Annotated in this window: 12 protein-coding genes; 5 read left to right on the top strand and 7 right to left on the bottom strand. The window is 41.8% G+C overall.

Features of this window, described 5'->3' with window-relative positions; all coding sequences use genetic code 11:
- Positions 1–81: 81 nt before the first annotated feature.
- From IR173_RS09685 to IR173_RS09675, 3 genes are all read right to left on the bottom strand, one after another.
- On the bottom strand, positions 82–486 hold the full coding sequence (locus tag IR173_RS09685; RefSeq protein ID WP_237039433.1) for an HIT family protein: 405 nt from the start codon (positions 484–486) through the stop codon (positions 82–84).
- 53 nt (positions 487–539) lie between these two features.
- A complete protein-coding gene (gene greA / locus IR173_RS09680) occupies positions 540–1,004 on the bottom strand; it encodes a transcription elongation factor GreA (RefSeq protein ID WP_237039432.1) in 465 nt (154 codons plus the stop codon).
- Positions 1,005–1,208: 204 nt separating this feature from the next.
- Complete coding sequence (locus tag IR173_RS09675; protein WP_237039431.1) at positions 1,209–2,357, bottom strand: DUF4369 domain-containing protein; 1,149 nt, start codon at positions 2,355–2,357, stop codon at positions 1,209–1,211.
- A 214-nt stretch (positions 2,358–2,571) separates the two neighbouring features.
- Between IR173_RS09675 and pnp the strand changes: the two genes are divergently transcribed.
- Positions 2,572–4,707 (top strand): polyribonucleotide nucleotidyltransferase, encoded by a 2,136-nt coding sequence (gene pnp / locus IR173_RS09670; RefSeq protein ID WP_237039430.1) that lies wholly within the window; start codon positions 2,572–2,574, stop codon positions 4,705–4,707.
- Positions 4,708–4,882: 175 nt separating this feature from the next.
- Here the strand turns inward: pnp and rd are convergent, their stop codons facing one another.
- Positions 4,883–5,047, bottom strand: a complete 165-nt coding sequence (gene rd, locus IR173_RS09665) for a rubredoxin (protein WP_005944308.1) — start codon at positions 5,045–5,047, stop codon at positions 4,883–4,885.
- Positions 5,048–5,122: 75 nt separating this feature from the next.
- A complete protein-coding gene (locus IR173_RS09660; protein ID WP_237039429.1) occupies positions 5,123–5,821 on the bottom strand; it encodes an SIR2 family NAD-dependent protein deacylase in 699 nt (232 codons plus the stop codon).
- Between the two features lie 128 nt (positions 5,822–5,949).
- Between IR173_RS09660 and IR173_RS09655 the strand changes: the two genes are divergently transcribed.
- Complete coding sequence (locus IR173_RS09655; protein ID WP_237039428.1) at positions 5,950–6,534, top strand: FKBP-type peptidyl-prolyl cis-trans isomerase; 585 nt, start codon at positions 5,950–5,952, stop codon at positions 6,532–6,534.
- A 20-nt stretch (positions 6,535–6,554) separates the two neighbouring features.
- On the top strand, positions 6,555–7,415 hold the full coding sequence (locus IR173_RS09650) for an FKBP-type peptidyl-prolyl cis-trans isomerase (protein ID WP_237039427.1): 861 nt from the start codon (positions 6,555–6,557) through the stop codon (positions 7,413–7,415).
- A 95-nt stretch (positions 7,416–7,510) separates the two neighbouring features.
- Here the strand turns inward: IR173_RS09650 and IR173_RS09645 are convergent, their stop codons facing one another.
- Together IR173_RS09645 and IR173_RS09640 are read right to left on the bottom strand one after the other, a co-directional pair.
- Positions 7,511–9,202, bottom strand: coding sequence for a Na/Pi cotransporter family protein (locus tag IR173_RS09645; RefSeq protein ID WP_237039426.1), 1,692 nt, complete (start codon positions 9,200–9,202; stop codon positions 7,511–7,513).
- A gap of 84 nt (positions 9,203–9,286) precedes the next feature.
- The gene (locus IR173_RS09640) at positions 9,287–10,978 is read right to left on the bottom strand and encodes a Na/Pi cotransporter family protein (protein WP_237039520.1); all 1,692 of its coding nucleotides are present in this window, start codon (positions 10,976–10,978) and stop codon (positions 9,287–9,289) included.
- Positions 10,979–11,060: 82 nt separating this feature from the next.
- On the opposite strand from IR173_RS09640, the gene IR173_RS09635 reads away from it, so the two are divergent.
- Together IR173_RS09635 and rpoN are read left to right on the top strand one after the other, a co-directional pair.
- Positions 11,061–12,734 (top strand): nucleoside kinase, encoded by a 1,674-nt coding sequence (locus IR173_RS09635; RefSeq protein WP_237039519.1) that lies wholly within the window; start codon positions 11,061–11,063, stop codon positions 12,732–12,734.
- Positions 12,735–12,829: 95 nt separating this feature from the next.
- On the top strand, positions 12,830–14,308 hold the full coding sequence (gene rpoN, locus IR173_RS09630; protein WP_237039425.1) for an RNA polymerase factor sigma-54: 1,479 nt from the start codon (positions 12,830–12,832) through the stop codon (positions 14,306–14,308).
- The last annotated feature ends 3 nt before the right edge of the window (positions 14,309–14,311 follow it).

The raw sequence follows: 14,311 nt of genomic DNA, 5'->3' as shown, positions 1-14,311 counted from the left end.
TCCGGATTCATATAAAAAACAGAGGGCGCATCTTTCAACCAAGATACGCCCTTTTTATAATATATAGAAAAAGAGGATTACTTATTTCAGACCTTCCCAGGCTTCATTAATTGCTCTAGCTATCTCAATAAACTCTTCGTCAGCAAGTTTTAATTTAGGATTTGAGAAAATCATATCCGATTCCTTTTGAATTGGGATTAAATGAATATGAGCATGGGGTACTTCAAGACCAATAACAGCTTCTCCCACCTTCTTACACGGGAAGGATTTCTGTATGGCCAATGCCACTTTCTTTGCAAATACATGCATAGAAGCCAATTCATCATCTGTCAAATCGAAGATATAATCCACTTCACGCTTAGGCACTACCAACGTATGTCCTTTTGCTAACGGATTGATATCCAGAAAAGCGTAAAATTCTTCATTCTCGGCCACCTTGTAGCTGGGAATCTCACCTGCGATAATCTTACTAAATATTGTTGCCATATCAATGAGTATTTAAAAAGGCAGAACCGCACGAAACGACCCTGCCTTATACATTAAAACGAAATGTTTACTACTTCCAAACTGATTTTTCCCTGAGGGATAGTGATTTCAGCCACATCACCTACCTTTTTGCCTAATAAACCTTGCGCAATCGGTGTGTTAACAGAAATCTTACCCAGTTTCAAGTTTGCTTCGCTTTCAGCCACGATAGTGTAAGCCATCTTCATGCCTGTTTTAGCGTTCTTCAACTCTACTTTACTCAAAATCTGGACTGTGTCGTTTTTCAGTTTTGACGTATCGATAATCTTAGCATCACCGATAGTAGTTTTCAACTGATTAATCTTCATTTCCAACAAGCCCTGTGCTTCCTTTGCAGCATCATACTCTGCATTCTCCGACAAATCACCTTTGTCACGAGCTTCCGCAATAGCCGATACAATTTTGGGACGTTCTACTGATTCCAAGTATCTCAACTCTTCCACCAGTTGTTTGTAACCCTCTTCTGACATATAAGCCATAATGTTTTCCTCCTTTTTAATTATTATATATTTTTCATTGTTTATACTCGGTCCTATAAAAACAAAAAGAATTCCGACACTGAAGATGTCGGAACCCTCTCTATTATTTTAAGTTTTGCAAAGATAGCTTTTTAAGCAATACAAGTCAAGTCCAAAGCCATGCTATGTAACATGTTTAAACAAATCAGACTCATTATTATGTTTTTACAAGAGTTTTTTGATAGATTCTTCCAAATCAGTAATCGTTTCACCACGTGCGCTTAATTCGTTAGCTCGGTTCACCAAGAAAACAGCTGGCAGATTAGTCACACTATACAATGTAACATACTGAGAATATGCCCCATTAGCATCACGCACACAAATCCACGGCAAATTGTCGGAAGAGGTCTTCCAAAAATGTTCATCGGCATCCAACGAAATCTGGAAAATTTCCAGTCCTTGAGAGGCATACTTATTATATAACTCGCGCAAAGCCAGATTATGAACCGCCGACATAGCATTGTTGTAAACCGTAAAATCAATCAATATCACCTTCCCTTTCAAGTCAGTCAAACGACGTACATTGCCTTTGATATCTTTCAACTCAATATCAATGATGGTAGCCTCTTTTATCTTGTCTTGCGGAATATCCAGTTCTGTCTGGCGGGGAGTGCGTGTGTTCTTCATACCTTTAATAACCATATTATAAAGGTTTCGAGAACGGTCTGCGTGCGGATAAGTATTATTCAGACTGGTTGCCACAGCTGCAAAGCACTTAACATCATCCTTATTGGTCAATGGATCAAAAAGCATATACCCATTCAAAGCCTGAAACAAGGCAAAATATGCATAAGTCATATTAGGAGCCGCAAAGATATATTCACGTTTCACTTTATTCTTATAGTTATTGACCATTGACACCAAACTGTCCTGAGCAACTCCGGCCGGAATGTTACGGTTATGGGCCAATTGATCTACGCGTTTCTGCAAATCAGCCAGCAATAATACCAATTCTTTAATCTTCGTATTATTTTCCGAACCTTCAATAGAATATCCTGTTGCAAAGTCATTAGCTCCAGCCTTCACTGTCAGTGCCTCAATAGAGTCAACCGAAAAATTAATCACCTTATTATCTAGGCGCAAACGATAAAACTCCGGCGATTCAGGACGTTTTCCGCTAAAGCTGAAACTTCCATTACTTCCCAATTTCGTAGAATCAAGCGCCACAATACCATCCAGTCCCGACGCTTCAAAATACAAAGTCTTATTATCGGCACCGCTAATCTCACCTGAGACTTTAAATTTCGGTTCATTATCGCAAGCGCTCAGTACCATCAACAGAAGTGCGAGCAAAAAATATACATTCTTTTTCATCGCTAAAATTAATATAATGTGTGTTTTCTAATAAATTTCCGCTGCAAAGATACGTCTTTTCACGGTTTGTCAAAGCATTTATTTAGCTTCTTACACATTAAAATGAAAAAAAACAGTAATCTGTGTAACTTTTTAGCTCATTTTCACCCGATTAGAAGAATAAATACCTATCTTTGCATGAATTTTAGACGAAAATTATATTAAAACATTTTTTATGATTAATCCAATTGTTAAGACGATCGAGCTTCCCGATGGTAGAACCATTACGCTCGAAACGGGAAAGCTGGCAAAACAGGCAGACGGTTCTGTAATGCTCCGCATGGGTAACACCATGTTGCTAGCTACTGTTTGTGCAGCAAAAGATGCAGTTCCCGGTACAGATTTCATGCCCCTTCAGGTAGAGTACAAAGAAAAATATTCAGCATTCGGACGTTTTCCCGGTGGTTTTACCAAGAGAGAAGGCAAAGCTTCGGATTATGAAATTCTGACTTGCCGTTTGGTAGACCGCGCCTTGCGTCCTTTATTTCCCGATAACTTTCACGCAGAGGTATATGTAAACATTGTCTTGTTCTCGGCAGATGGAGTAGATATGCCGGATGCATTGGCAGGATTGGCTGCTTCAGCTGCTTTGGCTGTTTCTGACATCCCATTCGGAGGCCCGATTTCAGAAGTACGTGTCGCACGTATTGACGGTCAGTTTGTTATTGACCCGACTTTCGAGCAACTGGAAAAAGCTGACATGGACTTAATGGTAGCTGCTACTTATGACAACATCATGATGGTAGAAGGCGAAATGGATGAAGTAAGCGAACAAGATTTGCTGGCTGCCATGAAAGTCGCTCACGATGCTATCAAAATCCACTGTAAAGCTCAGATGGAATTGATGGAAGAAGTTGGCTCTACTGTCAAACGCGAATATTGCCACGAAGAAAATGACGAAGAACTCCGTAAAGCTGTACATGACGCCTGCTACGAAAAAGCTTATGCTATCGCTGCATCAGGAAACAGAAACAAGCACGAACGCCAAGATGCATTCGATGCTATTCGCGAAGAGTTCAAAGCTCAATATACAGAAGAAGAACTGGAAGAAAAAGCTCCGTTGATTGACCGTTACTATCACGATGTGGAAAAAGAGGCTATGCGTCGTTGTATCCTCGATGAAGGCAAACGTCTTGACGGACGCCAAACTACAGAAATCCGTCCAATCTGGTGTGAAGTCGGCTATCTGCCCGGTCCTCACGGTTCTGCTATTTTCACTCGCGGTGAAACTCAGTCTTTGAGCTCTGTCACATTAGGTACAAAACTGGATGAAAAGATGGTGGACGATGTATTGGATCAGCACAAAGAGCGTTTCCTGTTACATTATAACTTCCCTCCCTACTCAACCGGTGAAGCAAAAGCTCAACGTGGTGTAGGCCGTCGTGAAATCGGCCACGGCCATTTGGCATGGCGTGCTTTAAAAGGACAAGTGCCTGCCAACTATCCGTACTCTGTACGTGTCGTTTCTGATATCCTTGAGTCAAACGGTTCATCTTCAATGGCTACCGTATGTGCCGGAACTCTGGCATTGATGGATGCAGGTGTACCGATGAAGAAGCCTGTCTCAGGTATTGCAATGGGATTGATTAAGAATGTCGGTGAAGAAAAATATGCAGTATTGTCTGATATCCTTGGTGACGAAGATCACTTGGGAGATATGGACTTCAAGGTTACCGGTACTCGTGATGGTATTACCGCTACACAGATGGATATCAAGGTAGATGGTTTATCATACGATATTCTGGAAAAAGCGTTGAATCAGGCTAAAGAAGGACGCATGCACATTCTCGGCAAGATTACCGAATGCATTGCTGAACCTCGCGCAGAACTGAAGCCTCATGCTCCGCGCATCGAGACAATGACTATTCCTAAAGAATTCATTGGAGCTATCATCGGCCCGGGCGGAAAGATTATCCAAGGTATGCAGGAAGAAACCGGCGCAACCATCACTATCGAAGAAGTAGACGGTGTAGGCCGTATCGAGATTGCCGGAACTAACAAGAAATGCATTGATGATGCTATGCGTATCATTAAAGGTATTGTTGCAGTTCCCGAAGTCGGCGAAGTATATGTAGGTAAGATTCGTTCTATCATGCCTTACGGTGCTTTTGTTGAGTTCTTGCCGGGTAAAGACGGTTTGTTGCACATTTCTGAAATCGACTGGAAACGCCTCGAGACTATCGAAGAAGCCGGTCTGAAAGAAGGTGACGAAATCGAAGTCAAATTACTTGATATTGACCCGAAGACTGGTAAATTCAAACTTTCCCGCAAAGTATTGTTGCCGCGTCCCGAAAGACAAGAAAAGAAATAAGACTATTCAACTCTTATATAAAAGCACAATCTGCATCGCAGGTTGTGCTTTTCTTTTTACCACTAACCATAATAAAAGAACAACAATAAAAAAGCGCAACTAATAACTAGCTGCGCTATCTAATATATCCTGTGGAAACCTTCCACTTAATTGACATGCTACCTATAGACCGGAATTAATCTTCCTGCACTTCAAAGTCATCTTTACCAACTCCACAAAGAGGGCAAACCCAATCATCTGGGATATCTTCAAATGCTGTTCCCGGAGCGATTCCACCTTCCGGATCTCCTACTTCTGGGTCGTATACCCAACCACATACTACGCAAACGTACTTTTTCATAATTGTTTCAGTTTTATGTTTTAAATGTTCTTTTAAATACATAACAAATATACTATGAATTTGTTCATGTACAAGCTATCCCACCAATATTTTTTTCAATTCCTCCATACCGTCCGAAGCCCCTTTGCGTATGACATACACTTTTCGGCCTGAAGCTATAGGTACTTCTTTGGGATCTATTAAATAGACAGGAACATCACGAGCCACATAATTCAACAATCCGGCTGCCGGATATACATTCAAGGAAGTTCCTATTATTAAAAAGATATCAGCACTTTCGACATATTCAATGGCCTTCTCAATCATGGGTACAGACTCACCGAACCATACAATAAAAGGACGTAATTGCGAACCGTCAGCAGCAAGGTCTCCCACCTTCACCTCAAATTCCTCCGGCTTTAATTCTTTTATATAGCTAGGATTATTGGGTTGCAAAGTAGAAGTAACTTTTGTCAACTCACCATGCAAATGGATAACATGACCACTACCGGCCCGTTCGTGCAGATTATCAATATTCTGAGTAATCACAGTTACATTAAAAAACTTCTCCAGTTCAGCCACCAGTTCATGTCCCCGGTTCGGCTTAACCTGCAACAACTGTTTACGCCGTTCATTATAAAACTGAATCACCAACTGAGGATTCGCAATATAACCTTCCGGAGTAGCCACCTGCTCCACAGGATATCGATCCCATAGTCCTCCCGCATCACGAAAGGTACTAATACCACTTTCGGCACTCATTCCGGCACCGGTCAGAATCACTAAATTCTTCATTTTTAGGCCTCCTCTTTAAACTAGACACACAAAAATAAGAAAAATTAAATTGTTAAAATCATAATCATTCAAATAAAAGACCTACCTTTGTGCGTTTTGTAGAAAAACATCTTATAAAATAAACAGTTATGGATAAATTTAGTTACGCTATCGGCCTGGGAATCGGCCAAAATTTGCTGAGCATGGGTGCTCAAGGTATCAACGTGAATGACTTTGCTCAGGCAATTAAAGACGTATTAGATGGAAAAGAAACAGCTATCAGTCACAATGAGGCACGCGAAATCGTGAACAAATATTTCGAAGAGCTGGAAACTAAAATGAATGCAGCAAATATCGAAAAGGGCAAATCTTTCTTGGAAGAGAATGCCAAAAGACCTGAAGTTATAACACTCCCCAGCGGCTTGCAATATGAAATAATCAAAGAAGGTAATGGTAAAAAGCCGGGAGCTACCGACCGTGTGAAGTGTCATTACGAAGGTACCCTGATTGACGGAACATTGTTTGATAGTTCTATCAAACGCGGTGAACCGGCTGTATTCGGTGTTAACCAAGTTATTAAAGGATGGGTAGAAGCTTTGCAACTAATGACAGAAGGCTCTAAATGGAGATTATTCATCCCTTCTGAACTGGCTTATGGCGCACAGCAAGCAGGTGAAATGATTCCTCCTCACAGCACATTGATTTTCGATGTAGAATTAATTGAAGTATTATAATATTAAAGTATTTAAGGCAAATGAAAAAAATTAGTTTTTTTGTAGCTATCGCTGCTGCTGCCAGCTTAGCTTCTTGTACAGCTCAGGCACCAAAAGCAAACATGAAGAGTGATGTAGATTCACTTTCTTATATGATGGGTGTTGCCAACACACAGGGATTGGATATGTATCTTCAACAGCAAGGCGTTGACAGCACTTATATGGCAGAGTTCCTTAAAGGTGTTACAGACGGAGCCAACAAGACAAGCCCCAAAGACGTTGCATACATGGTAGGTCTGCAGGTCGGACAACAAGTGGGCGGCCGTATGTTTGACATGATGAGCCAACGTTTATTTGGCAACGATTCTACTCAAAGCTTGGACAAAGCAAACTTCTTGGCAGGTTTTGTCGCAACTCTGAAGAAGCAGAACATTATGTCTGTAGAAGAAGCCAACATGTTTGTTCAGACTAAAGCAGAAGCTATTCAGGCAAAAGCAACAGAAGCCAAATATGCAGACAACAAAGCTGCAGGAGAAAAATTCTTGGCTGAAAATGCAAAAAAAGAAGGTGTAAAGACTACTCCCAGCGGTCTTCAATACAAAGTTATCAAAGAAGGTAAAGGTGCCATCCCTACCGATTCTTCAACTGTAAAAGTAAACTATAAAGGTACTTTAATTGACGGTACTCAGTTCGATAGCTCATACGACCGTAAAGAGCCCTTTGTCACTCGTGCCAACCAAGTAATCAAAGGATGGACAGAAGCATTGACCATGATGCCTGTCGGTTCAAAATGGGAACTTTATATCCCGCAGGATTTGGCTTACGGTTCACGCGATGCCGGTCAAATCAAACCTTTCTCTACTTTGATTTTCGAAGTTGAATTGATTGATATCGAAAAATAATCATTCAAAAATGATTCTATTATAAGAAAGCGTGAGTCCCGATAATGGGCTCACGCTTCTCTTTTTTATATCATTATAATGAGATACAACAAACACTACTGTTTCTTTTCTTTCATATCTGTTCGCGCCTCAACTACATTAACCACATAGTCCCCCAATTTTTCGCACTCACCGATAAGGTCCATATAGTGTACACCCATCTGATAATCATACTCCTTGTTGTTCACATCCAGCACATTCTGATTCTTCAACTGGCTACGATAATTGTTTATCTCATTCTCAATATTAAAAGACTTATTCACATCCACCTGATGATCCTCATCCTCCACTAAAGACACCATTTGCTTCAAAGCATCATCAGTCAACTGAAACATTTGGTGAATATGGCTATACTGTTTCTCTGTAAAGTCTTCATTACCCCGATATTTATGATTAATGGTACGTGCAAGGTTATAACAACTGTCACCAATACTTTCTATCTCCGTCACTTCGCGCAACATGGCACGAATCTTCAACTTACTTTCAGAGCTCAAACGTCCTTCAGACACCTGATTCAAATAATTGGCAATCTCCAACTCCATGTTGTCACTTATGTTCTCATACTTCTCAATACGACTGAAAAGCTTATTGAAATCATTTTCATTCGATGTATGAAGCAAATCACATACCATGCCAAACATACGGCGGGTACGTTCGGCAAATAAATTTATCTCTTTGCGAGCCTGGACAATAGAAAGCTCAGCCGTCGACAACAATCCACCGGTAATAAAACGCAGTCTGAATTCTTCTTCATCCTCCTTAGGCTTGATGACCCAACATACCACCTTTTCTATCGGTTTAATAAACCAAATAAGAATCAGCACATTACAAATATTGAATGCAGTGTGAAAAGCAGATAGTTTATAAGTAATAGCCACCTCAGGGCTCACCCCGGGAAAAAGACTATTGACCACATCACTTACCATATTGACAAACGGATGGAATATACACAATATCCATATCACACCAAATGTGTTAAAGATAAAGTGTGCCAATGCCGCGCGCCTAGCCTGAGCATTTGCCGTCAATGCAGCAATATTCGAAGTCACAGTCGTACCGATATTCTCGCCCATCACCAAAGCTATACCCAGATACAAGTCAAGTACACCACTAGAGCAAAGAATCAAAGTAATAGCCATTACTGCCGCCGATGATTGGGCACACATAGTAATGACACCGCCAATCAAAAGAAACAGCAAAATAGACAGGAATCCCCACTCCTTGCAAGAAGTAATGAAACTAAGGATAGCCGCATTGTGCTCCAGATCCATGTGCATAGCGTTTTCACGCAATGTAGTCAAACCCAAGAACATAAATGCAAAACCAAAGATGAATTCTCCAAAAGACTTTTTCTGGCTTTTACTGGAAAAAATAAGAGGAACGGCTAAAGCAAAAAGAGGGAAAATGAGATTATTCATGTCTATCTGAAAACCAAATACGGACATAATCCATGCAGTCACCGTAGTACCGATATTAGCTCCCATAATGACAGAAATAGCTTGACCCAAGGTCAGCAATCCGGCATTAACAAAACTAACGGTCATCACCGTAGTAGCAGTAGAAGACTGTACGGAAGCCGTTACAAATGCTCCTGTCAGCAGTCCTGTGAACCTGTTGGTTGTCATTGCTCCAAGAAAATGACGAAGCTGCCCACCCGTCAGTTTCTGCAAGGCTTCGCTCATGGTCTTCATACCATACATAAGAAGAGCCAGCGACCCTATCAGTTTCAAAAAAATAAATATAGACATTATCTCACTTTTATTATATAACTCTCTATTTTATCTGTCGTGCACTCATATTCAATCTTTCCTATCATGGACATCAATCCGGACTTATGCTTTCTTTTCCTTCACATTACTACCGGCTTCCACTACATTGACTACATAGTCACCCAATTTTTCGCATTCGGTAATAATATCCATATAGTGTACCCCCATCTGATAATCATACTCCTTATTATTCACATCCAGCACATTCTGATTCTTCAGCTGGTTGCGATAGTTATTGATTTCGTGTTCGATATTGAAAGACTTATTCACATCAATCGTATGATGTTCGTCTTCCACCAGCGCAATCATTTGATTCAATGCATCATCCGTCAGTTTAAACATCTGCTCGATATGATCATACTGTTTCTGTGTAAAATCCATTTCACTGCGATACTTACGGTTGATAGTACGAGCCAAATTATAACAACTGTCACCTATACTTTCTATTTCTGTCACCTCGCGAAGCATTGAGCGAATCTGAAGTTTACTTTCAGAACTCAAACGTCCTTCCGAAACCTGATTCAGATAATTGGCTATCTCCACCTCCATGCTATCACTGATATTCTCATACTTCTCTATACGGCTGAACAACTTATTGAAATCGTTCTCATTCGTCGTATGCAGCAAATCACGCACCATACCAAACATACGATGGGTACGTTCTGCAAACAGATTGATTTCCTTCCGTGCCTGCAATATAGAGAGTTCTGCAGTAGAAAGCATACCGCCCGTAATGAAACGCAAGCGATATTCCTCGTCCTGTTCTCTTTGAGGGATAATCTTGCAAACTGTTTTTTCAATCAGCTTCACAAACCAAATAAGAATCAGCACATTGCATATATTAAATGTCGTATGGAAAGCCGATAATTTAAAAGAAACAGCCACAGCAGGATCCGGTGTTTTCATTATATCTTCCACAAACCATGATACCCCCATTGTGAACGGTTTAAACAGACATAACACCCAGATAACTCCGAAGACATTAAACACCAAGTGAGCCAAGGCAGCCCTCCTAGCCTGCGTATTTGCAGTCAATGCAGCCAGATTAGCTGTAATGGTGGTACCGATATTCTCACCCAATACCAAAGCAGCACCAAGTTCAAAACTAATCCATCCATTGGCACACATAATGAGTGTAATAGCCATTGTTGCAGCCGATGCCTGCACAATCATCGTCAGGATTGTACCTATCAGCACAAACAACATCACAGAGCCAAAGCCCATGTCTGTATAATTCTGTACGAAAGATAACATTTCCGGGTTTTTACCCAAATCCGGTGCATTTGCTTTGAGCAACGAAAGCCCCATAAACAAAAAAGAGAAACCGAAAATAAACTCCCCTATGGATTTACGGTTACTCTTTCCTGAAAATAATAATGGCACCCCAACAGCTAAAAGCGGGAGAGCCATTGCAGCGATATCTACCTTAAAGCCCAACGCTGATATAATCCACGCAGTTACAGTAGTACCGATATTGGCTCCCATGATTACTCCAATGGATTGTGACAATGTCAACAGCCCCGCATTCACAAAGCTGACTACCATGACGGTAGTGGCAGAAGAAGATTGGATTAATGCCGTAATCAGCACGCCTGTTAGAACTCCGGTTACCCGGTTGGTGGTCATCGCTGTGAGGATTTTACGAAGCCTGTCACCCGCAAACTTTTGCAGGCCCTCACTCATGATTTTCATTCCGTAAAGGAATAGCGCCAGTGAACCCAGCAGCTTTAAGAAATCATAAAAAGAATATTCCATCATCAATTAATTTGGTAGGAATTGGCTTATCTCCCTTTAATTCGGTAAATTAACAGCCAATTTCACTACGTTAGTAATAAACATTACGATTATGTTACAAATATGTTGCAAAAATAACAATATTATTAAAAGTTTCCCAATCGGAAGCTCACTTTTGGATATTTATAATGGATTTAATTTAGATATTCCCTATGGGCCCGTCAGTGCCAAGGTCAATAATAAAGTAGAAGGGCTCAACTACAGGGCCTATAACAACAAGGATGTAGAGTTCCTGAATATATTGAGTTCTTCGGGTATGCGCACTTATGTCCGCTCACTATGCTTTGTGTTGTGCAAAGCCGTCGAAGACCTCTATCCTGACGGAAGCATCATGCTGGAACATCCTGTCTCCAAAGGATATTATTGCGATTTGCATATCGGCAGAGAGATAGGATTGGACGATGTACAACGCATCAAGAAGCGTATGCAGGAAATTATCGAAGAAGATATTCCCTTCCACCGCTTTGAATGTCAGACCACCGAAGTGGTAGAGCTATTCCGCCAAAAAGGGATGATGGATAAAGTGAAATTGCTTGAAACTTCGGGCAATCTTTACTCCTTTTATTATACGCTGGGCGACACCATAGACTATTATTACGGTAGTCTACTGCCCAGTACCGGATACATTCGTCTGTTCGATATAGTGAAATACTATGACGGGCTGTTACTTCGTGTTCCCAACCGACAAAACCCCGACAAGCTGGAAGAAGTCGTGAAGCAGGAAAAAATGTTGGAAGTATTTAAGGAACACCGCCGTTGGAACCAGATTCTGGGTATAGGCACTGTAGGCGACTTCAATGTAGCCTGCAACAATGGTCATGCCACTGACTTAATCAATGTATCCGAAGCACTGCAGGAAAAAAAGATTTCAAACATAGCCGATGAAATCTATAATCGCGGAAAGAACGGCCGGGGTGTCAAACTGATTCTGATATCCGGCCCCTCCTCATCAGGAAAAACAACATTCAGTAAACGACTCAGCATCCAGCTTATGGCCAACGGACTGAGACCTTATCCTATTTCGTTGGATGATTATTTCGTGAACCGGGAAGATACACCCAAAGATGAGAACGGCAACTATGACTATGAATCCCTTTATGCCTTGGACTTGGAGTTTTTTAACCAACAACTGGAAGCCTTGCTGCGTGGAGAGCAAATAGAACTGCCCCGTTTTAATTTCTCCACCGGCCGACGTGAATTCAAGGGAGACTATCTGAAGATAGATGATAATATGATACTGATTTTGGAAGGCATTCATGCATTGAATCCAGAACTGACACCGCATATTCCGGCTGAAAATAAATATAAAATATATGTATCCGCCCTGACCACCATCCTGTTGGACAACCACAACTATATCCCTACCACCGACAATCGTCTGCTGCGCCGCATTGTCCGTGACTACAAATACCGTGGATATTCGGCGGAAGATACCATCAGCCGCTGGCCCAGCGTGCGTGCCGGAGAAGACAAATGGATTTTCCCCTATCAGGAGAATGCAGATGCCATGTTCAACTCGGCATTACTGTTCGAACTGGCCGTTTTAAAGGATTATCTGGAACCTATTCTGCGGAAAGTGCCCAATAACCGACCGGAATACTCGGAAGCCTACCGCCTCCGTAAGTTCCTCGAATATTTTGTATCCGTACAAGACAAAGAATTGCCTCCAACCTCTTTATTAAGAGAATTCTTGGGCGGAAGTAGCTTCAATTATTAGTAATATTAGGGTGAACTCCTAAAATTATCCCGGCAAAAAGGAAGATTATTACGATACAAATCGCTACTTTTGCCCTCAAAAAGAGTAAAGAGATTATGGCACAAGGCTCACGTCAAGTACAAACACAAGCCCAACAACAAGTACAGACACTGTCGCCACAACAAATTCTTGTTGTGAAGTTGTTGGAATTGCCCACCGTGGAGCTGGAGGAACGTATTCATTCTGAGATACTGGACAATCCGGCCCTGGAGGAAGGGAGAGAAACACCCGAAAACGGGGAAGAGAGTACTGACTTTGAGGGAAACGAAGATAATAACGATAACCCTGATTACTCCAACGATGACATCTCGTTGGGAGATTACCGTACCGAAGATGACATCCCCGATTATAAATTGCAGGAACACAACCGCAGCCGTGAGGGGGTAGCCGAAGAGATACCCTTCTCGGACGCTGTTTCCTTCTACGAGATATTAAAAGAGCAGCTTGCCATGCAAGACCTGACTGATGAACAACGCGACATAGCCGAATACCTGATTGGCTCGTTGGATGATGACGGACTCCTGCGCAAAAGCATAGAATCCATCATGGACGAGCTTGCCATTTATCGTGGAATCTACACCACTGAGAATGAACTGAACAAGATACTCGAAATCATTCAGGATTTCGACCCGGCCGGCATCGGTGCACGCAGTCTCCAAGAGTGCCTGCTCATTCAAATCAACCGTAAAGCAGATTCCCCGCTAAAACAGATAGAACTGGATATTATCGGAAAATGCTGTGATGAGTTTACCCGCAAGAACAAAGACAAAATAATTCAGAAACTGGGCATCACCGAAGAACAATACAACGAAGCATTGGCCGAGCTCACCAAATTAAACCCGCGTCCGGGAAGTTCATTGGGCGAAGCGATGGGACGGAACTTCCAACAGATTATTCCCGACTTTATTGTAGAGACGTTGGAAGACGGCACCATTACCCTCAATCTGAACAATCATAATGTTCCCGAACTGCGCCTCAGCCGGGAGTTTACCGAGCTATTGGACGAGCATACACGGAATAAAGAAAACCAAAGCAAAGAATCGAAAGATGCCTTGATGTTCCTAAAACAAAAAGTAGATGCCGCACAAGGCTTTATCAATGCCGTAAAACAACGGCAGCACACTTTGCTCACCACCATGCAGACCATCATCGACATCCAACGTCCGTTTTTCCTCGAAGGAGACGAATCGCTGCTGAAACCGATGATACTAAAGGATGTGGCAGAACGTGCCAAACTCGACATCTCCACCATCTCACGCGTCAGCAACAGCAAATATGTGCAAACAAACTATGGCATCTATTCGTTGAAGTTCTTCTTTAGCGACGGCTACACCACCGAAGACGGTGAGGAATTATCCGTTCGCGAGATAAAACGCATATTAAAAGAATGTGTAGACAACGAAGACAAAGAGAAACCCTATACTGACGACGAACTGGCCGACATGCTGAAAGGCAAAGGTTATCCCATTGCACGCCGCACCGTAGCCAAATACCGCCAGCAGTTAAACATTCCCGTTGCACGATTAAGAAGATAAAAA

This window comes from Phocaeicola faecalis, from assembly GCF_021730445.1.
GTDB lineage: Bacteria > Bacteroidota > Bacteroidia > Bacteroidales > Bacteroidaceae > Phocaeicola > Phocaeicola faecalis.
Note: the sequence above shows the minus strand (reverse complement) of the source record. Positions and strands in the feature narration are given on the sequence as shown.

Bases quoted from the DNA above. Each gene is read 5' to 3' on its own strand.
- IR173_RS09685 (WP_237039433.1), bottom strand. From the start codon at position 486: ATGGCAACAATATTTAGTAAGATTATCGCAGGTGAGATTCCCAGCTAC.
- greA (WP_237039432.1), bottom strand. From the start codon at position 1,004: ATGGCTTATATGTCAGAAGAGGGTTACAAACAACTGGTGGAAGAGTTG.
- IR173_RS09675 (WP_237039431.1), bottom strand. From the start codon at position 2,357: ATGAAAAAGAATGTATATTTTTTGCTCGCACTTCTGTTGATGGTACTG.
- pnp (WP_237039430.1), top strand. From the start codon at position 2,572: ATGATTAATCCAATTGTTAAGACGATCGAGCTTCCCGATGGTAGAACC.
- rd (WP_005944308.1), bottom strand. From the start codon at position 5,047: ATGAAAAAGTACGTTTGCGTAGTATGTGGTTGGGTATACGACCCAGAA.
- IR173_RS09660 (WP_237039429.1), bottom strand. From the start codon at position 5,821: ATGAAGAATTTAGTGATTCTGACCGGTGCCGGAATGAGTGCCGAAAGT.
- IR173_RS09655 (WP_237039428.1), top strand. From the start codon at position 5,950: ATGGATAAATTTAGTTACGCTATCGGCCTGGGAATCGGCCAAAATTTG.
- IR173_RS09650 (WP_237039427.1), top strand. From the start codon at position 6,555: ATGAAAAAAATTAGTTTTTTTGTAGCTATCGCTGCTGCTGCCAGCTTA.
- IR173_RS09645 (WP_237039426.1), bottom strand. From the start codon at position 9,202: ATGTCTATATTTATTTTTTTGAAACTGATAGGGTCGCTGGCTCTTCTT.
- IR173_RS09640 (WP_237039520.1), bottom strand. From the start codon at position 10,978: ATGGAATATTCTTTTTATGATTTCTTAAAGCTGCTGGGTTCACTGGCG.
- rpoN (WP_237039425.1), top strand. From the start codon at position 12,830: ATGGCACAAGGCTCACGTCAAGTACAAACACAAGCCCAACAACAAGTA.